The organism is Amycolatopsis sp. 2-15 (genome assembly GCF_030285625.1).
GTDB lineage: Bacteria > Actinomycetota > Actinomycetes > Mycobacteriales > Pseudonocardiaceae > Amycolatopsis > Amycolatopsis carbonis.
Genome location: NZ_CP127294.1, coordinates 5,681,564 through 5,702,659, shown reverse-complemented (window position 1 = coordinate 5,702,659; position 21,096 = coordinate 5,681,564). Strand labels below are relative to the sequence as shown.

The 21,096-nt window shown below is 71.3% G+C and carries 19 protein-coding genes and 2 pseudogenes; 13 read left to right on the top strand and 8 right to left on the bottom strand.

All coding sequences use genetic code 11. The annotated features are described in order from the left end of the window. Window positions 1-96: 96 nt before the first annotated feature. The 3 genes and pseudogenes from QRX50_RS50440 to QRX50_RS50430 form a co-directional block, all read left to right on the top strand. Window positions 97-522, top strand: a pseudogene (locus tag QRX50_RS50440) (alcohol dehydrogenase catalytic domain-containing protein); the annotation flags it as partial. Further along, window positions 414-851 (top strand): annotated as a pseudogene (locus tag QRX50_RS50435) (hypothetical protein); the annotation flags it as partial. The pseudogenes QRX50_RS50440 and QRX50_RS50435, both read left to right, overlap by 109 nt. Before the next feature lie 111 nt (window positions 852-962). Next, the gene (locus QRX50_RS50430; protein WP_285966167.1) at window positions 963-1,310 is read left to right on the top strand and encodes a hypothetical protein; all 348 of its coding nucleotides are present in this window, start codon (window positions 963-965) and stop codon (window positions 1,308-1,310) included. A 47-nt stretch (window positions 1,311-1,357) separates the two neighbouring features. Here the strand turns inward: QRX50_RS50430 and QRX50_RS28170 are convergent, their stop codons facing one another. Next, window positions 1,358-1,759 (bottom strand): MerR family transcriptional regulator, encoded by a 402-nt coding sequence (locus QRX50_RS28170; protein ID WP_285966166.1) that lies wholly within the window; start codon window positions 1,757-1,759, stop codon window positions 1,358-1,360. Window positions 1,760-1,926: 167 nt separating this feature from the next. Beyond that, window positions 1,927-2,466, bottom strand: coding sequence for a MarR family winged helix-turn-helix transcriptional regulator (locus QRX50_RS28165; protein ID WP_285966165.1), 540 nt, complete (start codon window positions 2,464-2,466; stop codon window positions 1,927-1,929). Window positions 2,467-2,535: 69 nt separating this feature from the next. On the opposite strand from QRX50_RS28165, the gene QRX50_RS28160 reads away from it, so the two are divergent. Further along, window positions 2,536-3,360 (top strand): oxidoreductase, encoded by an 825-nt coding sequence (locus QRX50_RS28160; protein ID WP_285966164.1) that lies wholly within the window; start codon window positions 2,536-2,538, stop codon window positions 3,358-3,360. 182 nt (window positions 3,361-3,542) lie between these two features. Then, window positions 3,543-5,363, top strand: a complete 1,821-nt coding sequence (locus QRX50_RS28155) for a hypothetical protein (RefSeq protein ID WP_285966163.1) — start codon at window positions 3,543-3,545, stop codon at window positions 5,361-5,363. A 24-nt stretch (window positions 5,364-5,387) separates the two neighbouring features. On the opposite strand, the gene QRX50_RS28150 is transcribed toward QRX50_RS28155, so the two are convergent. After that, window positions 5,388-6,203, bottom strand: coding sequence for a class I SAM-dependent methyltransferase (locus tag QRX50_RS28150; protein ID WP_285966162.1), 816 nt, complete (start codon window positions 6,201-6,203; stop codon window positions 5,388-5,390). A gap of 135 nt (window positions 6,204-6,338) precedes the next feature. On the opposite strand from QRX50_RS28150, the gene QRX50_RS28145 reads away from it, so the two are divergent. Continuing rightward, the gene (locus QRX50_RS28145) at window positions 6,339-6,998 is read left to right on the top strand and encodes a GbsR/MarR family transcriptional regulator (RefSeq protein WP_285966161.1); all 660 of its coding nucleotides are present in this window, start codon (window positions 6,339-6,341) and stop codon (window positions 6,996-6,998) included. Between the two features lies 1 nt (window position 6,999). Here QRX50_RS28145 and QRX50_RS28140 read toward each other — a convergent pair whose 3' ends face one another. Both QRX50_RS28140 and QRX50_RS28135 read right to left on the bottom strand, forming a co-directional pair. Further along, window positions 7,000-7,749 (bottom strand): short-chain dehydrogenase/reductase, encoded by a 750-nt coding sequence (locus QRX50_RS28140; RefSeq protein ID WP_285966160.1) that lies wholly within the window; start codon window positions 7,747-7,749, stop codon window positions 7,000-7,002. Window positions 7,750-7,839: 90 nt separating this feature from the next. Continuing rightward, on the bottom strand, window positions 7,840-9,612 hold the full coding sequence (locus QRX50_RS28135) for a chitinase (RefSeq protein WP_285966159.1): 1,773 nt from the start codon (window positions 9,610-9,612) through the stop codon (window positions 7,840-7,842). 130 nt (window positions 9,613-9,742) lie between these two features. On the opposite strand from QRX50_RS28135, the gene QRX50_RS28130 reads away from it, so the two are divergent. The 5 genes from QRX50_RS28130 (at window position 9,743) to QRX50_RS28110 (ending at window position 13,647) form a co-directional block, all read left to right on the top strand. Continuing rightward, window positions 9,743-10,075: a PadR family transcriptional regulator gene (locus QRX50_RS28130; protein WP_285966158.1), complete on the top strand. Its 333-nt coding sequence runs from the start codon at window positions 9,743-9,745 to the stop codon at window positions 10,073-10,075. Next, the gene (locus QRX50_RS28125; protein WP_285966157.1) at window positions 10,072-10,689 is read left to right on the top strand and encodes a hypothetical protein; all 618 of its coding nucleotides are present in this window, start codon (window positions 10,072-10,074) and stop codon (window positions 10,687-10,689) included. The genes QRX50_RS28130 and QRX50_RS28125 overlap by 4 nt, the downstream gene beginning before the upstream one ends. Before the next feature lie 86 nt (window positions 10,690-10,775). After that, complete coding sequence (locus tag QRX50_RS28120) at window positions 10,776-11,090, top strand: hypothetical protein (protein ID WP_285966156.1); 315 nt, start codon at window positions 10,776-10,778, stop codon at window positions 11,088-11,090. 224 nt (window positions 11,091-11,314) lie between these two features. Then, window positions 11,315-12,511 carry a glycoside hydrolase family 18 protein gene (locus QRX50_RS28115; protein ID WP_434533366.1) on the top strand — a complete coding sequence of 399 codons (1,197 nt, stop codon included), beginning with the start codon at window positions 11,315-11,317 and terminating at the stop codon, window positions 12,509-12,511. 86 nt (window positions 12,512-12,597) lie between these two features. Continuing rightward, on the top strand, window positions 12,598-13,647 hold the full coding sequence (locus QRX50_RS28110; protein WP_285966154.1) for a methyltransferase domain-containing protein: 1,050 nt from the start codon (window positions 12,598-12,600) through the stop codon (window positions 13,645-13,647). A 4-nt stretch (window positions 13,648-13,651) separates the two neighbouring features. Here the strand turns inward: QRX50_RS28110 and QRX50_RS28105 are convergent, their stop codons facing one another. Together QRX50_RS28105 and QRX50_RS28100 are read right to left on the bottom strand one after the other, a co-directional pair. Then, complete coding sequence (locus tag QRX50_RS28105) at window positions 13,652-15,208, bottom strand: AMP-binding protein (RefSeq protein WP_285974584.1); 1,557 nt, start codon at window positions 15,206-15,208, stop codon at window positions 13,652-13,654. A 941-nt stretch (window positions 15,209-16,149) separates the two neighbouring features. Further along, window positions 16,150-17,817, bottom strand: a complete 1,668-nt coding sequence (locus QRX50_RS28100; protein ID WP_285966153.1) for a S1C family serine protease — start codon at window positions 17,815-17,817, stop codon at window positions 16,150-16,152. A gap of 199 nt (window positions 17,818-18,016) precedes the next feature. Between QRX50_RS28100 and QRX50_RS28095 the strand changes: the two genes are divergently transcribed. Continuing rightward, complete coding sequence (locus QRX50_RS28095; RefSeq protein ID WP_285966152.1) at window positions 18,017-18,745, top strand: M24 family metallopeptidase; 729 nt, start codon at window positions 18,017-18,019, stop codon at window positions 18,743-18,745. Here QRX50_RS28095 and QRX50_RS28090 read toward each other — a convergent pair. After that, on the bottom strand, window positions 18,742-19,302 hold the full coding sequence (locus QRX50_RS28090) for a hypothetical protein (RefSeq protein WP_285966151.1): 561 nt from the start codon (window positions 19,300-19,302) through the stop codon (window positions 18,742-18,744). The two genes, QRX50_RS28095 and QRX50_RS28090, sit on opposite strands and share 4 nt — an antisense overlap. Window positions 19,303-19,928: 626 nt before the next feature. On the opposite strand from QRX50_RS28090, the gene QRX50_RS28085 reads away from it, so the two are divergent. After that, window positions 19,929-20,810: an SCO4651 family lipoprotein gene (locus tag QRX50_RS28085; RefSeq protein WP_285966150.1), complete on the top strand. Its 882-nt coding sequence runs from the start codon at window positions 19,929-19,931 to the stop codon at window positions 20,808-20,810. Window positions 20,811-21,096 lie beyond the last annotated feature (286 nt).

Below are 21,096 nucleotides of genomic sequence, written 5' to 3'. Positions count from 1 at the left end.
CGTGACAGGGTTAGCATGGAATGCCTGACGTGACGGGGAGACCCAACGCCGCGCCAAACCTGTTCACCGACGAACGAGGAAGGCGGCAAGAAATTCATGGCAGGCAACAAAGCGGTCAGTTATGTGGGCCCGGGCAAGGTCGAGGTCGACACGATCGAGTATCCCGGCTTCGTGCTCAAGGACGGCCCGGGGGTGAACCCGGCGAACGTAGGCCGGGAAACCCAGCACGGCGTGATCCTGAAGAACGTCGCGACCAACATCTGCGGTTCCGACCAGCACATGGTCCGCGGCCGCACGACGGCACCGCAGGGACTGGTGCTGGGCCACGAGATCACCGGAGAGGTGATCGAGACCGGTCGTGACGTGGAGTTCATCAAGGTGGGCGACCTGGTTTCGGTGCCCTTCAACATCGCGTGCGGACGGTGCCGCAACTGCAAGGAGGGCAAGACGGGCATCTGTCTGAACGTGAACCCGGACCGGCCGGGTTCGGCCTACGGCTACGTCGACATGGGCGGCTGGGTCGGCGGCCAGGCGGAGTACGTGATGGTGCCCTACGCCGACTGGAACCTGTTGAAATTCCCGGACCGCGACCAGGCGATGGAGAAGATCCTGGACCTGACGATGCTCTCGGACATCTTCCCGACCGGCTTCCACGGCTGCGTCACGGCGGGTGTCACGGTGGGGTCGACGGTCTACGTGGCGGAGCCGGCCCGGTCGGGCTGGCCGCGGCCGCGTCGGCGCAGCTGCTCGGGGCCGCGGTGGTGGTCGTGGGTGACCTCAACGCCGAACGGCTCGCGCAGGCGCGCAGCTTCGGCTGCGAGACCGTGGACGTGTCGCAGGGCGACCCGAAGGACCAGCTCGCCGCCATCCTGGGTGAGCCGGAGGTCGACTGCGGTGTCGACGCCGTCGGGTTCGAGGCGCGCGGGCACGGGCGCGAATCGGCGACCGAGCACCCGGCGACGGTGCTCAACTCGCTGATGGACCTCACGCGCGCGGGCGGGGCGCTGGGCATTCCCGGCCTGTACGTGACCGGCGATCCCGGGGCCGGCGACGAGGCGGCGCGCCAGGGTTCGCTGTCGATCCGGATCGGGCTGGGCTGGGCGAAGTCGCACACGTTCACCACGGGCCAGTGCCCGGTGATGAAGTACCACCGGCAGCTGATGATGGCGATCCTGCACGATCGCGTGCAGATCGCGAAGGCCGTGAACGCGACGCCGATCAGCCTCGGCGACGCACCGCGCGGCTACCACGAGTTCGACCAGGGCGCGGCGCGCAAGTACGTGCTGGACCCGCACGGTCTGCTCAACTGAGCACCCTCCGGTGGGGTGGCGCCGCGGCGCCGCTCCACCGGCTCGGCTCAGACCTTGGCCAGGTCTTCGGTTTGGTCCAGCGGCGTCTGGTCGACTGCGGCGCCGTACAAGGCGATCTTCATCCGGATGTGCTCCTGGTGCCCGCGCAGCCGGTCGATCTGCTCGGCCACGCGCGTCTCGTGGTCCTGCAGCACGGCGAGGCGTTCGGCCTGGGTGTCGTCGCCCTCGCGCAGCAGTTCGACGTAGCGCAGCATCTGGGCGATCGGCATCTCGGTGTCGCGCAGACAGCGCAGCAGGTGAAGGAACCGCAGGTCGTCCTCGGTGAAGCGACGGCGCCCGCCCGCGGTGCGGTGGACGTCGCGCAGCAGGCCGATGCGTTCGTAGTAGCGGAGCGTGTCGATGCTGAAGCCGGTCCGGGCGGTCACTTCGGCGGGTGAGTAGGAATCCACCTGTCCAGACTCCCACCTGGAGCGCGCTCCAGGTCAAGCTCCGGGTCCGGACTTGACCCGGGACCTCCGTCCGGGTTGTCGACTCGGGGCCTGACTGGTTCACCCGGGCGAGTGCACGCGAGCTGACGTTCCCGCACAACCTCCTCACCCGGTCGCGGTGACGACCGTCAGCCGTCGCCGCCGATCCGGTCCACTGTGGACGCCGGACCGAACTCCGATTCGAAGCGCGCCAGGAGATCGGCCAGCAGCGCGTTGAGGGCGGTCAGGCGGTCGGGTTCGAGAGTGCCGGTGAAGAGGCCGAGTTCGTCGTCGGTGCGCTGCTTCGTGGCGGCGGCCCAGCGGGCACGGCCCTTGCGGGTGAGGCGGATGGGGCGGCTGCGGCCGTCAGCGGCCGCGACGCGTTCGACCAGCCCCGCGCGGGCGAGCCGGTCGATGCGGACGCTGACGGTGCCCGACGTGACTCCCAGCAGGTCACCGAGTTCCTTGGGCGTGAGCACGGGCGGCTCGCCGGAGCGGTGCAACGCCGAGAGGGCCTGCCAGTCGCCGGGAGTGAGGTCATGGGCGGCGGCCGCGCGTGCCAGCACCTGCTCGAACTGCCGCGACAGCCGTCCGATCCGCTGGCGCGCGGCCTCGACGTCCGCGTCGACCCCGGCGGGCATCACGCGCAGCCACGCCGCGAGGCCGGCGCCGACCGAGTCCTGGTCCACTGGACACTCCCTTGAGTCTCAAGGTAGTTTGGTTTGAGTATCAAGATACCGCGAATCGAGGAGACGGACATGAGCCGGGTCTGGTTCATCACGGGCACGAGCGCCGGTTTCGGGCGGGTGCTCGCCGAGGCGGTGCTCGCGCGGGGCGAGCGAGTCGTGGCCACCGCGCGCGACGTCGAGTCGGTGAAGGACTTCGCCGACCGGGCGCTCGTCGCGCGCCTCGACGTGACCGACCCGGCGTCGATCCGGGAGGCCGTCGACGCCGCGCTCGCCGAGTACGGGCAGATCGACGTCCTCGTGAACAACGCGGGCCACGGCCTCATCGGCGCGCTCGAGGAGCTCACCGACGAGCAGACGCGCAAGGTCATGGAGACCAACGTGTTCGGCGTGCTCGCCGTGACCCGCGCCGTGTTGCCGCACCTGCGCGCGCGGCGCAGCGGGCACATCGTGCAGCTCTCGTCGGTGGGCGGCGTCGTCGGCAACCCGGGCCACGCGATCTACGCGACGTCGAAGTTCGCGCTGGAAGGCCTGTCCGAGGCGCTCGCCGGCGAGGTGGGGCCGCTCGGGATCCGCGTGAGCATCGTCGAGCCGGGCCCCTTCCGCACCGAGTTCGCCGGCCGCTCCATGACCTTCGCCGACCCGATCGCCGACTACGCCGACACCCCCGCCGGCCGGCTGCGCTCGCAGTTCTCCGGGCAGGACGGGCACCAGCCCAACGACCCGGCCCGCGCGGCCGCGGCCATCCTCACGCTCGTCGACACACCCGACGCGCCGCTGCGGCTGCCGCTGGGGCCGGAAGCGGTGACGCGGATCCGGGCGAAGCTGGAGCAGCAGCTGGCGGACCTCGCGGAGTGGGAGGCCGTCGCGCTGGACACGCGGTATCCGGACGCCTGAGCAATTACTTCGGTCGCATCACGTCCGGGGCGCTATCGTGCCCGGCGTGGCGCTTCTGGGGTTCTGCGAGGATCACGAGTACCTGCCCGACTACGGCACCGTCGTGCTCCGCGACGTGTACCGCGCGGACGGCCTGCCCCCCGCTGGGCAACGAACTGCTCGGCGAGCTCGCGACGAACGCGTTGGCCGGCACGGTCGCGACGGCAGGCGACGGCTGGCTGCACGGCACGACCGGCGATCCTTACCAGGCAGTTCGCGCGGAGGCGCACGACGGACCGCCTGACGTGCGGCTCGGGGACTGGGAAGACGTCGTCGAGACGCCGTTTCACAGCCGCTCGGGGTCCGTGACCCTGGGAATGCTGACGGGTGGGACGTTCGGCGACGAACTGAATCTGGGCGCGACGGGACTCTTTCGCGCCCGGGTGTGCCGCAAGGCCGCGGACGAAGGCGAACAGGGTGACGTCTGGCTGATCCAGTTCTGGCCGGTGCCGGGCACCTCGGAGGCGCCGCGGTGGCTCAAGCGCACGCGTGCAGCGGTGCACGAGGCGGACCCGGGCTGGCGGCAGGTGCTCGGTTACGCCGTCATCGAAGTGTCGTGGTTCTTCACTCTCGCCGGCATGCCGCATCCGGACGGCTGGCTCGACGAACCGCTGCCCGGCGAGCCGCCGTCGGCTGAGGTGCGCGCCCAGCTGGGTGTCGATCCGCCGCGCACGCGCCGGGACGCGATTCCGGTCCTGGTCGCCGCGGGACTGATCGTGGACGACGGTGCCGGAGGGTTCACGGCGGGAACACCCCGGCGGGCCACGGAATTGCTCGACCTGCCGGGTGAGCTGGCGGCCCGGCTGGATGCCGGCGCGGTCCGCGCCTCCTACGTCTGGCTCGCGGCCGATGTCATCAGCGTCGCCGCCTGGTCGAATCCCGCGCGCATCGAGGACCTGGCCACTTTGCTCGCGGTCCCCGGAGAAACGATCGAACCGCTCCTCGAGTACGCGGTCGCGGACAAGCTGATCCACCGGGCAAACAGTGCTGTCACGGCGCTTCCTCGCCCGGCGCCGCGGAGCAGGCCGGTGCGGCTGGTCGCCTCCCGCAGCGATCACCGGGAAGATCCGGTGCCTGTGGCCGGCCCTGCGCCGCGTGCGGGGTTCGTCGCCGGAGACGGCACGGTGGTCGTGTGGCGCGCCGGGGAGCCCGTGGCCCTCGGCCGCGCCGACAGCGACTACCGCTACCGCGCGTTCGAGACCCCGGCCGGCATCTACGTGGCCGCCTCCGCCGGGCAAGGACACCTGATGACCTGGGCCGGGGCCAGGAGCCGGCTTCCGGTGGACCTGGGCTTCCATCCCGCTCGCAGCGTGGACGGACGGCACCTGGCCGGCGTGCAGGGACACACCGGCCGGCAACCGTGGGACCAGGTGCATTTCTTCGACGTCGCGACGGAGGAAGCGTGGAGCCTGCCGAGGTCCGACAACCTCACGCGCCACATCCTGGGCATCCACGACGGCGCGGTCTACTTCTCCACCGATTCGGGCGCCGGTGTGTTCACCACTTCTCGCTGGGTACCGGGCCGAGAACCCGTGCAGCTCGACGCTCCCGTGCATCGACTCGACCCGCTGTCCGGCGCCACCGCGCGCGAAGACGCCGAGGGGATGGCAGTGCTCACCGCATCGGGCGAGCGGCGGCGAATACCGGATCTGCAGCGCGGCCGCTTCGTCCCGGGTGGTGCGAACATGTATTGGTTCCGGCACAACCCTTCCACCTTGGTGCTGCTCGACCTGGCCACCGGGACGACCACCGAACACCCGCTGCCCAAGGGCTGCGAGGTCGGCGAAATCCCCCCGACCGCCCCGATCTGGGAAACCCCCGAAACGCTGGTCTTCTCCCAGCCGCACCACGCGTCGACCCGCCGCGTCATCCGGTGGCACCTGCGGCGGCAGGTGTTCGAGCATTTCGACCTACCCGGGATTGCGGGATATCGGCCGTTCCTGATCGAGCCGATGCTCGCCTGAGCAGCCCGATCCGCACGGGCCGAGTCAGAACCGGTAGCGCAAGACACACGTCCCCCGCCGCGACACCGCCGTGCTGCGGGCCGCCAGCCGGGTGAACCAGCGCAGCGCGAGCGGCTGCAACGCGACTTCGGGCGCGCGAGACGCGAACTGCTCGTCGGCCAGCACCAGCTTCGGCACCCAGCGCTGCGGGTCGCCCGGGTCGTCGAAGCCGGGATTGGCCACGACACCGGCGATGGAACCGGTACCGCGGTAGTGCTTGATGGCCCAGACGTGGAAGCGCGTGTAGCTGTTGAACGCGATCTCACCAGTCGGGAAGCGGCCGGCGATCCCGGCGAGCAGGGCGACGAACGCGTCCTGTGGCAGGAAGGCGACGAGCCCGTCGGCGACCGCGACGGCGGGCCGGCCGGCCGGGATCCGCTCGAGCCACGCCGGGTCGGTGAGGTCGGCGGCCACCGGGTGGACGTGGGGGTGCGCCGGCAGGAGCCGTTCGCGCACCGAGACGACCGCGGGCAGGTCGAGGTCATACCAGTCCACTGTGGAGGGTGGCTGCACGCGTTCGATCCGGCCGTCGAGCCCACAGCCGAGCTCCAGCACCACGGCGTCGGGGTGGCGGCCGACGAAGGAGCGCACCACGTCGTCGAGCAACCGCGAGCGCACGGCGATGTCGAACACCTGGCTCTTCACCAGCGGCCCCGCGGCGGGGTCGTGCCCGAGTGCCGCCACGATGCCCGAGGCCGTCGGGTCGCCGAGCACCGGACGGGGTGCGCAAGCGTCGAGCGCGCGGCCGTCGAGTGTGAGGTACAGGCTGTTCTCCACCGCGGTGAACGCCGTCGTGTCCATGGTGACCCCCTTTTCCCGATCGGGAAACTACGACCGTCCACCGGGGTCCGTCAACTCGGGTTTTCCTTGTGTTGCAATGGCTGCTACGAGTGCAACGACACACCTGCGTTGCAATGACAGCGTACGCTCGGGCGCATGCCGGGAACCCGTCTCACCCACGAGGACCGTCAAGCCGTCGCCCAGGGGCTCGACGCCGGGCTCGCCTACGCCGAGATCGCACGGCTGCTCGGACGGCCGACGTCGACCGTGAGCCGGGAGGTGCAGCGCAACGGCGGCCCGCGCGGCTACCGGGCCGACCACGCCCAGGAGGCCACGCACGAGCGGAGCCGGCGCGTGCCCGCGGGCGCGCCGGCGGTGAGCGGCTTCGAGGAGCGGTTCACGGAGATGATGGTCCACACCGGACTCCCGCGCATGCCGGCCCGCGTGCTCGCCACGCTCCTCACCAGCGACCGGCGCGCGCTCTCCGCCGCGGACCTCGTGGCACGAGTGCGGGTGAGCCCGGCGTCGGTGTCGAAGGCGATCGCGTACCTGGAGCAGCTCGAACTCGTCCGCCGCGTCAGCGAGCCCGGCAGCCGCGAGCGCTACCGGGTCGACGACGCCGCCTGGTATCGCTCGTGCCGGCGCGAAGCCGACATCTGCACCGCGTGGGCCACCTCGGCGCGCGAGGGCGCCGGCCTGCTGGCCGGCTCCCCCGCCGCCGCGCGGCTGGCCGCGATGGGCGACTACTTCGACCACGTCGGGCGCGACCTCGCCGACTCGGCCGAGCGGTGGCGGCACGTGTTCGCCGATGGGTGAGTCAGGACGCGGCGGACAGCCCGCCGTCGATGGTCACGATGGTGCCGCTGATGTAGTCGGCGCGCGCCGAGGCCAGGAAGGCCACCAGGTCGGCGACCTCGTCCGGCTCGGCGACGCGGCGTGAGGGCAGTGCGGCGAAGCTCGCGTCGACGTCGTCGTTGGCCGCGCGCATGGTGGTGATCCGCTCGGTCGCGACCGGACCCGGGTTCACGCCGACCACGCGCACGCCGTCGCCCGGGCCCTCGGCGCCGAGCGCCCGGGTGAAGGCCATCAGCGCCGCGTTGCCCGCGCCGCCGGCGATGTACTCCGGCTTCGGCCGCTCGCCGCCGGCACCGATCACGTTGACGATCACGCCGCGGCCCTGCTCACGAAGGCGCGCGTAGACGAGCCGGGTCAGGTCGACGTAGCCGAAGACCTTCAGGTCCCACGCGTGCCGCCACCGATCGGGGCCGACCTGGTCGAGCGTGCCGGCGGGGATGTCGCCGGCGTTGTTCACCAGGATGTCGGCGTCGGCCGTGGCCTCGGCGAGCCGTTCGAGATCGGCGGTTTCCCGCAGGTCGACGACGTGCACGGTCACCTCGACCCCGTGCGCCTCCCGCAGCTTCCGGGCGAGGGCTTCGAGCGCCTCACCGCTGCGCGCGGCCAGGTGCAGGTGGCTGCCCTCGGCGGCGAGCGCCTCGGCCACGGCCGCGCCGATGCCCTTCGACGCGCCGGTCACCAGGGCACGCCTGCCGCGCAGTTTCAGGTCCATCGCTCGTCCTCACGATCTTCGCCGGTGGTTCCCAGTCTGCCGAAGATCGCCGGCGGCCCGCCATGTCTCGTGGGTCTCAGACGGAGCGTCTCAGGGGAGCGTGTCCAGGAACGGCGCGTGCGCGTTCTGGAACGCCCAGCCCGAGAAGTGGTCCCAGTTGATCGACCACGTCATGAGCCCCCGCAGCCCCGGCACGGTCCCGCCGCGCAGGGTGTAGCCGCCGCAGCCGGTGCCCTTCGTGAGGCAGGTCAGGGCGGTCTGCACGTCGGCGGGGGCGGTGTAGCCGTTGCCCGCGTTGCCGGTCGCCGGCACGCCCAGGGCGATCTGGTCGTCTCGCAGCCCCAGGAAGAACGCGCCGCCGGCGACGGTGAAGCCGGCCTTGAGCATGTCGGTCATCGCGATGTGGAAATCGGCGCCGCCCATGGTGTGGTACTGGTTGTCCAGGCCCATGACCGGGCCGGAGTTGTAGTCCTGGACGTGCAGCACGGTCAGCGAGTCGCGCAGGGCGTTGATCACCGGCAGGTATGCGCCGGTGCGCTGGTCGCCGGCCGACGAGCCGCCGTAGAACTGGTAGCCGACCTGCACGAAGAACGTCTCGGGCGCCATCGTGAGCACGAACCCGCTGCCGTAGCGGGCTTTCAGCGTCTTGAGCGCGGAGATCAGGTTGACCACGACGGGGGTGGTCGGGTTGCGGAAGTCGGTGTCGCCCGCGTTGAGCGACAGCGAGTGGCCCTCGAAGTCGACATCGAGCCCGTCGAGGCCGTACTTGTCGATGATCGCGGAAACGGAGCTGACGAACGCGTCTCGCGCGGCCGTGGTGGTGAGCTGCACCTGGCCCTTCTCGCCGCCGATGGAGATGAGCACCTTCTTGCCCTGCGCCTGCTTCGCGCGGATCGCCGCGATGAAGTCGGCGTCGCTCTCCACGCCGGCGCATTCGGCCGCCGGGCAGCGGTTGAAGCGGATGTCGCCGGACGTCGGCGTGGTCGGCTCGCCGAACGCGAGGTCGATGATGTCCCACGCGTCGGGCACGTCGGCCATGCGGACGTAGCCGGAGCCGTTGGCGAAGCTGGCGTGCAGGTAGCCGATGAGGGCGTGCTTCGGCAGGCCGGCGTTGGTGCAGCCGCCGGTGGATTCGGAGACGGTGGCGCTGCGCGACGACTCCCCCGCCGCGTTGTACGCGGCGACGGTGTAGCTGTGCGTGGTGCACGGCGAAAGGCCGGTCAACGTCGCCGAGGTACCGGTGACCGTGGTGCGCAGCGTGCCGTCCTCGTACACGCGGTAGCCGGTCACGGTGCCCGCCGGCGCGGTCCACGACAGACCGATCGACGTGCTGGTGACCGCGCCGAGCTTCGGCGCCGTCGGCGCGGTCGGTGCGCCGGGCGTCCCGCCGCCCGGGCCGTCGAGACTCACGTCGTCGGCGTAGTAGGTGCCGCCGCCGTACCAGCCGTGCAAGTACAGCTGCGCGGACGTCTGGCTCGCACCCGTGGTGAACGACAGCGCCAGGCGCGTGTAGTCAGCCGAGCCCGCCCAGGTCGACGGCCCTCCGGTGACCCCCAGATACACCGGATTGCCCCGCACCCACGCCTCCACGGCGTACGTCGTGTTCGGCCGCACGGACACCGTCTGGCTGCACTGCCCGGTGTCGGCCGCGGACGCCGTCACGGCCAGCGCTCCCGCCCCCGAACGCACCGGCGAGGCCACGGCGGCCGCCCCGCCCGCACACTCCCACCCGGCCGTCGACCCGGCGTCGAACCCGGGGTTGACCAGCAGGTTCGCCGCCCCGGCACTACCGGGCACGGCCACGAGCCCACCCAGGGCCACGGCGAACGCAGCCAGGAACAGGGACAGTCGGGAACGCCTCATCGCGTACCTCCGGCTTCGGCGGGGAGGTGCTTATTGTCTGGACCAATGCGTGAAATGTCCAGACCACTCTCGCAAGGCCACCCGGACGCCGGGGCTTCCGCCGAGCGCGGGGGCTAGGTAGAGTTCTTGCATGGCCGGTCCGCGGATGACCCTCCCGACCCAGCTGGTGCTGCACGCGCTGCTGCGGGAGCCCACCCAGGAGCTCTACGGGCTCGAGATCTGTGCCGCCGCAGGGCTGCCCAGCGGCACCATCCACCCGATCCTCGCGCGCCTCGAGAAGGCGGGCTGGCTGCGGTCGCGGTGGGAGGAAGCGGATCCGGCGGAGGCGGGCCGGCCGCGCCGCCGCTACTACCGCCTCGACCCCGACGGTCTCGGGGCCGCACGGGAAGCGTTGCAGCGCGCGGAAACCTCGGCTCGCGCGTTGACGCGGCTGCGCCCCGGCCTGACGGGAGACGCCCGGTGAACGCACCGCTCGATCTGCTGTTCGGTCTGGACCGGATGCTCGGCCGGACCCACAATCGCGTCGCGGCGACGCTGCTGCCCCACCTGAGTAGCTCGCACCGCACCATCGACCTGCCGCTCGTCGCCGGGCGGCTCGACGACCTGTGCCGCGAGCTCGACGTGACGGGCAGCCTCGCGAGCGCCGCCGAACTGGGGCCCGCGCTCGGCAACGCCCGCGCCTACGCATGGCGCGCGCTGGCGCTGGTCGGCGAGGGCACCGACCGCGCCGATCACGACCTCGCGCGCCGCTGCGTGATCGAGGTGGTGGACCAGCTCGACGCCGCCCGCGCGGACGTCGTCACCGTGCTCTCCGACCACGGGCTCGGCTCGCGGCGCCCCCGCTGGCACGGGTGGGCCGGACCGGCGGCGAGCCCGGCGCAGGTGATCGCGTTCTCCCGAGTGGCGGCCACGTGCGCGGCGGCCCTGCTGCCGGCCGGAAGCCGCGCCGAGTACGCCGAGCTGTTCATGTCGGAGCTGCACGACCTCGCGGAGTCCCGCAGCAGCCGTTGGGCCCAGGTCCGCTACGCGTGCCGGGTTCTGCTGCGCGCGCCCCGGTTGCGGCGCGCGCTGGGCTGAGTACCGGCGGGTCGACGGTGACACCGGTGAGCGGGCGAAATAGGCTGAGCTCCGTCCGGAAGTTCACGAACGGAGAGTGCCGGCTGATGTCCGACAGCTACACCGCAGCGATCGTCCACTCGCCCGAGGCCGGGGTGCGGCTGCGCCCCGAGGGAGGCGAGCTGCCGACCGAAGCGAACGACGTCAACCTGCTCGGCATGGCCATCGCGCTGGCGCTCGGGCGCGCCGGGTACGAGCACCACCCCGAGCCGCGCGACCCGCAGCTGCAGACGCTCGACGCGCTCATCGCCGGCGACACCGTGATGCCGTGGCGCCAGCCCGGTGACGCGACCGACGAGCAGCAGCTCACGTGCACCCGTGGCGCCGGCGGCGCGTGGCGCTGCGAGGTCACGCCCGCCTGACCCGGGCCGGCGACTCGCCCGCGCCACCCATGGCGGCGCCCGGGGCCTGAACGAGAAGCCCACCCGGGTCCGTGCCCGGCAGGGTCAAAACGGGCTGCGTTGCTGCCCGCTCACCCGGCGAACCCTGTCCCGAATGGTCTGGACCTGTTAGCGTCCGGCGGTCTTCTTCCCCCGTCGAAGGGAAAACGATCGTGCTGAGACGTCTGGTCACGGCCGGGGCCGGGGTGGCCCTGGTGCTCGCCTCCCTCGCGGCGCCCGCCACGGCGACCACACCGGCACCCACCCCAGCCGCGGCGAATCACCGGCAAGACCACAAGGTCATGGCCTACTTCGCCGACTGGGACGTGTACGCCCGCAACTACCACGTCAAGGACATCGAGACCTCCGGCTCCGCCGCGAAGCTCACCCACATCAATTACGCGTTCGGCACTGTCTCCGCCGGCCAGTGCGCGTTCGGCGACGAGTGGGCCGACGCCGACCAGCCCTACGACGCCGCCACGAGCGTCGACGGTCAGGCCGACAGCGTCGAGCCCGGCGCGCTGCACGGCAGCTTCAACCAGCTGCTGCAGCTCAAGAAGCTGCACCCCAACCTGAAGATCCTCTGGTCGTTCGGCGGCTGGACCTTCTCCCCCGGCTTCACCGAGGCCGCGAAAGACCCCGCGAAGTTCGCGGACTCCTGCTACGCCCTCGTGAACGACCCGCGCTGGGCCGGGCTCTTCGACGGCATCGACGTCGACTGGGAGTACCCCAACGCGTGCGGCCTCGAGTGCGACGCCAGCGGCCCCGACGCCTTCACCAAGGTTGTGAAGGCGTTGCGCGCGAAGTTCGGGAAGCAGCTCGTGACCGCGGCGATCACCGCGGACGGCACGCCCGGCGGCAAGATCGACGCCACCGACTACGCGGGCGCGAGCCGCTACCCCGACGGGTACAACGTGATGACCTACGACTACTTCGTCGCCGGCGCCACCCCGACCGGTCCGACCGCGCCCCATTCGCCGCTGCGTTCGTATTACGGCATCCCCACCGCGGGGTTCTACGCGGACGCCGCCATCCAGAAGCTGCGCCGCGACGGCGTGCCGTCAGCGAAACTGTTGCTGGGCCTCGGGTTCTACGGCCGCGGCTGGGACGGCGTCACGCAGAAGCAGCCCGGCGGCACCGCGACCGGTCCGGTGAAGGGCACCACCACGGGCGAGGACGGCGTGGAGAACTACAAGGTCCTCAAGACCACGTGCCCGGCCAACGGCCTGATCGCCGGCACCGCCTACGCCAAGTGCGGCTCGCAGTGGTGGAGCTACGACACTCCGGCGACGGCCTCGGCCAAGGCCGGCTACGCGAAGTCGCAGGGGCTCGGTGGTGTCTTCGCCTGGGAGCTCTCCGGCGACACCACGAACGCCGAACTGCTCTCCGCGATCGCCCGCTGATCGCCGCCGGGGCCCGGGTCACAAGCCCGGGCCCCGGTGAAAAGCCCGTCGTTGTCCGGTTCGGGCCGCTCTGCGAATACTGGGTGATGCCCGAAGACCCCGCCGAAGCCATGGCCGCGCGCGTGTTCGACGCCGCCGTCGCGACTTCCGACATCATCGCCATCGCGCTCGGCGACCGCCTCGGCTACTACCGCTCCCTCGCCGGCGGTGGCCGCACGCCCGCCCAGCTCGCGCAGACGACCGGAACCGACGAGCGGTGCGCCCGCGAATGGCTCGAACAGCAGGCGGTGTCGGGGTTCCTGGAGGTCGCCGGCACCGAAACCGAACGGCACTACCGCTTCGCGCCCGGCGCCGAGACGGTGCTCGCCGACCAGGACGCGCTCGCCTACCTCAGCCCGCTCGCGCGCCAGCTCGTGAGCGCCGCCGGGCACGTGCCCGAGGTCGCGGAGGCGTTCCGCACCGGCCACGGCTTCCCGTGGGCCGGCTATGGCACCGACATGCGCGAATCCCAGGCGGCGCTCAACCGTCCGGGTTTCCTGCACCTGCTGGCGCCCCACTGGCTGCCCGCGATGCCCGACGTGCTCGCGCGCCTGGCCGACGGGCCGTCGCGCGTCGCCGACATCGGCTGCGGTGGCGGCTGGGCCGCGATCGCCCTGGCCCGCGCGTTTCCCCAGACCCACGTCGACGCGTACGACCTCGACCAATTGTCGGTGGAGCTCGCCCGGACCAACGTCGCCGAAGCCGGCCTCGCCGACCGGATCACCGTGCACCGCCAGGACATCGGCACGGTCGAGGCCGAGCCGTACGACCTCGTGATGGCCTTCGAATGCCTCCACGACCTGCCCTACCCCGTCCGCGCGCTCGCGGCGATGCGCGGCCTCGGCGGGCCGGTGCTCGTGGCCGACATGAAGGTCGCCGACGAGTTCACCGCGCCCGGCGACGCCGTCGAGCGGCTGATGTACGGCTTCAGTGTGGCGATCTGCCTGCCCGACAGCATGAGCAGCCCGAGTTCGGCGGCCACCGGCACCGCGATCCGCCGCTCGACCGTCGAGGCTTACGCCCGAGAGGCCGGGTTCGACCGCGTCGAGACCCTGCCGATCGACCACGACATGTGGCGCTTCTACCGGCTGGGCTGAGCAGTCACTGGATGCGCCGCTCCACGCCGGCCCAGGCCTTCTCGCGCAGCACGTACTTCTGGATCTTCCCGGTCGACGTCTTCGGCAGGTCCCCGAACGTCACGGACTTCGGCGCCTTGAACCGCGCGAGCCGCTCGCGCACGAACTCGACGATCTCCGTCTCCGTGGCGCTTTCGCCGTCGCGCAAGGTCACGTACGCGGCGGGCACCTCACCCCAGCGGTCGTCCGGCACGGCGACCACCGCCACCTCCAGCACGGCCGGGTGCTCGGCGATCGCCTGCTCCACCTCCACCGACGCGATGTTCTCGCCGCCGGAGATGATCACGTCCTTGCTGCGGTCGCGCAGTTCGACGTAGCCGTCCGGGTGCACCACGCCGAGGTCGCCGGTGCGGAACCAGCCGTCGGGCACGGCGGCGTGCGTCGCTTCGGGATCGTCGAGGTAGCCGAGCATGACGTTGTTGCCGCGCAAGGCGATCTGGCCGACGGTGGCGCCGTCGGCGGGCACGTCGGTGCCGTCGTCGGCGATCACACGGGCGGTGCAGGAGATCATGTTGCCCACGCCCTGGCGGGCCTTGAGCCGCGCCTGTTCCTGCTCGTCGAGCGCGTTCCACTCGGGACGCCAGTCGCAGATCATCGCCGGGCCGTAGGTCTCGGTCAGGCCGTAGAGGTGCGTCACGTCGAAACCGAGCTCGCTCATGCGGCGCAGGATCGCCGGCGACGGCGGCGCTCCCCCGGTGGCGACGCGCACCGTCGTCTCGACCGGCGCCGCTTCCGGGGCGTAGGCGAGCATCGACAGCACCGTCGGGGCACCGTTGAGGTGCGTCACGCCCTGCTCGCGGATCAGCTGCCACACCCGGGCGGGCTCGACCTTCGGCAGGCACACGTGCGTGGCCGCGGCCGCGGTGACCGCCCACGGGAAGCACCAGCCGTTGCAGTGGAACATCGGCAGCGTCCACAGGTGCACGGCCGAGGGCGAGAGGCCGGTGTGCCCGACCATCGCGAGCGCCTGCAGGTACGCGCCGCGATGGCTGTACAGCACACCTTTTGGCCGGCCGGTGGTGCCGGAGGTGTAGTTGATCGACAGCACGGACCGCTCGTCTTCAGGAGTGATCGCCAGCGGCTCGGCGGCCGCGAGCAGCCGCTCGTACTCCTCGCCCGCGCGGATCCGGCGCGGCGCGGCTTCGGACAGCAACGCGACGGCGTCTTCCACCAGCTCGTCGAACACCGGGTCGTGCACCAGCACCGCCGCTTTCGCGTGCTCCAGGATGTAGGCCACCTCGCGCGCCGCGAGGCGCGTGTTCACCGCGACGAGCGGCACGCCCGCCCACGGCACGCCGAAGTTGGCCTCCAGCAGCACGTGGGTGTTGGGCGCCAGCACCGCCACCGGCCGCCCGTCCGCGAGCGGCGCCAGTGCCCCGGCGAGCCGTCGGCACCGCTCGTGCAGCTCGGCGTAGGTCCAGCGTTCCTCACCGTCGACCACGGCGATCCGGTCACCGTGCGCGGCCGCCGCACGGTCGAGGTAGGCGGTCGGGGTGAGCGGCTCGTACGACAGGGTGCTGATGGAGTCCACGGATTCCTCTCCTGGCTTCGGCGACGGTGCCGCAGCAGAGAATAGGCCCCGCTCAGCCTCCGAAACCGGGAATGTGAGGCACCAGTGACTCCGGCGGCGGCCCGGGCGGCCCCGAGACAAGCTGCACGACGGCCCCGACCGCCGACGCCCCCCGTCAGCCGCACCGCGAGCACCCCCGTCTGCGCCTCCGGCCGCGGCACGTCACCCGTGTAGCACGCGGACCCGCCCCCACCCTCGTGGAACGTCGAAACGCAGCCGGTGGTCAGGTTCCCGTCGCCGCTGCCGTGCGCGCTCTTGACCTCGTAGTCCACCCCGCCCGGCCCGACGCGGGTGATCGACAACGTGTCGACGTCGCCGCGCCCGCCGGCGGGGAGATCGACCAGCTCCGTGACGAGTACTTCGCAGTTGCCGTCGGCGCAGGCCGCGTAGTCGCGCCCGTCGGCCGCGGCCGGCAGTTCCCCACCGGTGGGGTGTGCGTGGCCGGTTGTGGTGGTGCTGCAGCCGGTGACCGCCAGCAGCACCAGCGGGGTGAGCCATCTGCGGTCCATGGGCTGGTCCTCCCTCGCTCGCGTCGCGTCAGGTCGCGTCGGGAGGAAGGTAGCGCCGCAACGGCGGGAGGGGTCCCGGTCGAGCCCGTCCGGCGGCACCGACATGCCGTGCCACACCCGGCAACCGCAACGGGGTGGATCATCTGCGTTCCAAGGGCGCCCCTGTTCCTCGCTCCGGAAGGGGCCGGTGCCACAGCGGCGGGACGGCACCGATCCACGATGGAGCGGAACCTCTGCCAGTGCGCTCGCGCCCAGCCGAAGGGGCCGGCCAGCGTCTCCGACACGCCGTGCCGCCCCGCCGCCAGTAACAACGAAACTGCCGCCGCAACGGCGGGAGGGGTCCCGGTCCGCTGGGACCGGAACCCCTCCTGGGTGCGTCTGCGCTCAGCCGACGGGGCCGTTGACCGGGGTCACGGTGACGTCGTGCTGCTGGCCGGTCTGGTCCACCACGGTGACGGTGAGCTTGTCGCCCGGGTGGTGGGTGTCCATGAGGGTCGTGAGGGCGGTCGCCGAGTCGACGGGCTTGCCGTCGACCGCGGTGATGACGTCGCCGCCGCTGAGGCCGGCCGAGGCGGCGGGGCCGCCCGCGACGACGTCCTGGATCTGTGCGCCGGTGGAGCTGCCCTGGGACTGGCCCTGGCCGCCCGGGGACTGGCCTTGGCCTTGGCCGAGTCCGCCCGGGGACTGCTGCGCCTGGCCGGCGTCGCTCACCGAGACGCCGAGGAATGCGCTTTGTCCGATGTGGACGGAGTCGGACGACTTGCCGCCGATGATCTGGTGGGCGAGGTCGATGGCCTGGTTGATCGGGACCGCGAAGCCCTGGTGGCCGCCCGAGGCGCCCTGCTGGCCGTCGCCTTGGCCGAGGCCGCCGTCGCCTTGGCCGAGGCCGCCGTCGCCCTGGCCCAGACCGCCGTCGCCCTGGCCGAGGCCGCCGAGACCACCCAGACCGCCTTGGCCCTGACCGAGCCCGCCTTGCCCGAGGCCGCCCTGGCCCTGCCCGAGCCCGCCGCGTCCGCGGCCGAGACCGCCCTGGCCCTGGCCGCCGTTGAACTGGAAGCCCTGCGACGCTGCGGTGTCGACGCCGATCACCTGGCCGTCGGCGTTGACCAGCGGGCCGCCGGAGTCGCCGGACTGGATGTCGGCGTCGACCTGGATCAGGCCGGTGAGCTGCTCCGACGAGCTGGCGGACTCGTCCGACGCGGTGATCGACTGGTTGAGCGCCGTCACCTTGCCGGCCGCCACGGCCGGGGTGCCGCCGGCGCCGCCCGCGTTGCCGATCCCGACCACGGCGTCGCCGACCGCGACCGCGGACGAGTTGCCGAGCGTCGCGGTTTTCAGGCCGGAGGCGCCGTTGAGCTTGATCACCGCGATGTCGTGGCTGCGGTCGTAGCCGAGCACGGAGGCGGTGTAGGTCTTGCCGTCGCCGATGTCGGTCACCTTGATGCTGGTGGCGCCTTCGACGACGTGGTTGTTGGTGAGGATCTCGCCGTCGGAGGTCAGCACGATGCCGGTGCCCGCCGCGGCGGCGCTCTGGTAACCCAGCTCGGTGTTCACGTCGACCAGCCCCGGGTCGACCTTCGTCGCGATCCCGTTGGGATCGATCGACGTGCTCGACGTGCCCCCGGGAGGCGCCACGGACCCGAAGTTCTGGTTGCCCCCGGCGGAATCCGAGCCGGGCGTCCACACGAAGTGCCCGATGCCCAGGCCGAGCACCACCGAAAGCCCGATCGCGCCGACGGCGATCGCCGCGCTGCGCATCGGCCGCGGCGGCCGGTGGTACGGCGTCTGCGGGAACTGCTGGGTACCCGGGTGCTGGCCCCACGCGCCCTGCGGCGCCCAGCCCTGGTTGTAGCCGGCATAGGGGCCGTAGTGCCCCTGCTGTCCCGGCGTGCCCTGCTGCCCCGGCGTCCCCTGCTGACCCGGCGTCCCCTGCTGACCCGCCGCGCCCGGCTGGCTGTACTGCCCGTACGCGCCCGGCTGGGTCTGGTCACCGTGTCCGTACGACCAGCCGCCGGTCTGCCCACCGGTCGACCCCGGCTCCTGTTCGCTCATGTTCCCGCTCCAGCCTCGTCCCGCTCCTGGCTACCGCCTCGACCAGAACACACCCCGTACCTGAGATTTTCCTTGCCGGGCTCCGTGGGAAACCTGTGGAGTTCTCCCAGGTTCGGCCACGGATCGGGTGATTCCTCGCGTGGGCGCCCAAATCGGACTCACCTGGTGGCCGCGTGCGGCGGTGGTTACCGTCGGGGTCATGGGTGAGCTGATCGAGGACGAGGCACAGCGCGCGGCGCGGTTGCTGGACGCGCAGGCCAAGGCCGTCGAGCTGTTCGAAGCGGTCGAGCGGCGCGGGCTGCTCGCGCCCGGCGTGCGCGAGACCCAGGCGAGTGACGCGGTGCGCGACCTCGCGGCGGAGCTGTTCGGGGTGGATCGCTACTGGCACAAGCGGATCGTGCGCGCGGGCGAGAACACGCTGCGGCCGTACCGGGAGAACCCGCCGGACCGCGTCATCGCCGAGGACGACATCGTGTTCGTCGACTTCGGGCCGATCTTCGAGGAGTTCGAGGCCGACTTCGGGCGGACGTTCGTGCTCGGCGACGACCCTGTGAAGCTGCGGCTGCGCGACAGCCTGCCCGTGGTGTGGCAGGCCGGGCGCGAGTACTTCGAGGCGCACCCGGACGTGACCGGCGCCGAGCTGTACGAGCACGTCACCAAGCTCGCCGCCGAGGCCGGCTGGGAGTTCGGCGGCGCGCACTCCGGGCACCTCGTGGGCCAGTTCCCGCACGAGACGATCGACGGCGAGCGGATCGAGTCCTACATCGCGCCGGGCAGCGACCGGCCGATGCGCCGGCCGGACCGCAACGGGCAGACTTCGCACTGGATCCTCGAGGTCCACCTCGTCGACCGCGAACGGCGGATCGGGGGGTTCTTCGAGGAGCTGCTCGACCTCGGCCACGAGCGGTCCGGCGGCGGCTCGGACTAGACGGTGGCCGGTTTGGCGGCCAGCCAGGAGAGGTTGCCGAGCTTCGGCTGCAGCACCGCGTCCACGCTCCACACGGATCCGGCGGCCGCGTAGTACAGGCCGAGCGAGGCGAAGATGTAGCCGACGGACGGGCCGAGGTCCGTCATCCCCGGCGCGTTCCACGGCAGGTGGAAGCCTTCGGCCGCCGACCAGATGCCGAACGAGAACACCGCGCTCCCGATGAACACGAGGTTCGAGAACGCCCCGAAGATCAGCCCGAGCGCGATCAGCGTCTCGATCACCGCGGTGCCCACGGCGAACGCCGCCGGGCTCCAGTTCGCCACGGTGTGCCACAGCTCCAGCCACTGGTGCACCACGGGGATGGTGATCTTGTCGGCCTTGCCCAGCTCCTTGCCGAGCGTCTGGCCGTGCACGAAGCCCGGCAGCCACTTGAACGTGGCGTCGATCGCCCACACCACACCGAACACGATCCGGGCGACGGCAGCGGCGCGCAGCCGCCGGAAGGTGGGGGACACGGAACCCGCGACAGGCACGGCTCGAGTGACAGGGGTACTCACGGCGAAGGTCCTTTCCGGACTCAAGAGGACTGCCCGGCAGGTCGGGCACCATGAGCTTAGGCAAACCTAAGCAGTTGTCGAGAGTGGTGTTCGCCTCGGCCCGTGCGGTGAACTTGCGGAGATGTATCGCCGTATGTCGGGGATTTTTCGGTCATATCGGTAAAACTGAGGGGCATATCGCCCGGGTTTTCGGCCGTGGGTCGGCGCCCGTTGGAGGTCGGCTCTCGGATCGGCGGGTAACAAAACGGTCGCCGCCACCGGAAAGGTTCCCGCGGCGGTGGATTCGGTAACGCGAAGTCAGGCTTCGCCGTCCGTGGCCGCGGCAGCCACTTCCCGTCGACAACGGCAGGAAATCAGGATCCGTATTGCGCGATTGCTGCCCATATGGAGGCTATGCCTGCTGCCGCCATGCAGAGTCACGAAAGAAGGCCGGCCGTGATGGCTGGACCCAAATCATCCGGAAAACGTCAACGTGCACCCAATGGCCCGTCCCGGACCAAACCACCACAGCAGCACAGGAACGCAGCTTCGGCCGAACGGCGTCCCCGAATCGTGACCGAAACGGCGTAACCGCCGGGCCACCACGGCGATATGCGGGTGAACCAATGACCTCCCAGGGAGATTGCATGCGCAGAACCACTTTCGTCGTCGCCGCGGGCGCCGCGCTGGCGCTCGTGCTGACGGGCTGTGGTGCCAAGGGCCAGAACGGGACGACATCGGGCGCCGGTGACAAACCGGAGCTCGGGCTCGCCGCGCCGTTCCAGAATGTGCTGGAATTGTCGGCCGCCTCGAAGCAGGGCACGCAGAAGTCGAAGTCGGCGAAAGTCTCGCTGGTGGCGAACGCGGCCGGCAAGACGGTCACGGCCCAAGGCGACTACTTGTTCCAGCCGGGCAACATCGAGCTTTCGCTGACCGAGACTGTCGAAGGCCAGCAGGCCGAGCTGCGGATCGTCGACAAGACCCTGTACGTGAAGATTCCGCCAGGCGAGGCGAGCCAGATGGGCACCGACAAGCCATGGCTCAAGATCACGCCGGGTGCCGACGACCCGCTGTCGCAGGCGATGTCGGGCAGCATGGGTTCGACCTCCGAGGCGAGCGACCCGACCGAGCTGCTCGACCGGATCGCTGAAGCCGGCCGGATCGTCAGCTCCGACCAGACCACCCTGGACGGCGAGAAAGTGAACCACTACAAGGTGGAGCTCGATCTCGACAAGATGCTGGACAAGTTCACCTCGTTCATGCCGGCAGCGGCCAAGGACAAGCTCGAACAGCAGGTCAAGGGCAAGCACATCACGCTCCCGACCGAACTCTGGGTGGACAAGAACCAGCTCCCGCGGCAGATCACGATGGACGAGACCGCGCTGACACAGGCCGAGGGCGCCGGCGGCGCCGGCCTGGGCAAGACCACGCTCAAATACAGCGACTGGGGCGCCCCCGTCACCATCACCGCTCCCCCGGCCGACCAGATCGCGGACATGAGCGAGATCGTGAAGAAGATGGGCGGCTGATCGCTTCCATCGCGGCGAAGGGCGCCTCGGCAACCGCCGGGGCGCCCTTCCTTGGTCGCGGTGTCCGAGCACGCCCTGATGTCCGAGCGGACGATGGACGGCCTGGCCGCCAATTCAAACGCGTCGCCGTTGACGGCACGCGCCCGCCAGTTCTCGCCTGACCCGGATGCGGCGGCGCTCCGGCTTCGCCTACCCGGTCGCCTGCTGCAATCCCGACGCTTGGCCCAACCCGGCCGGCTGGCGCAACAGAATACTGGTCCACCGCTCCATCAGACCCGCGCATCAG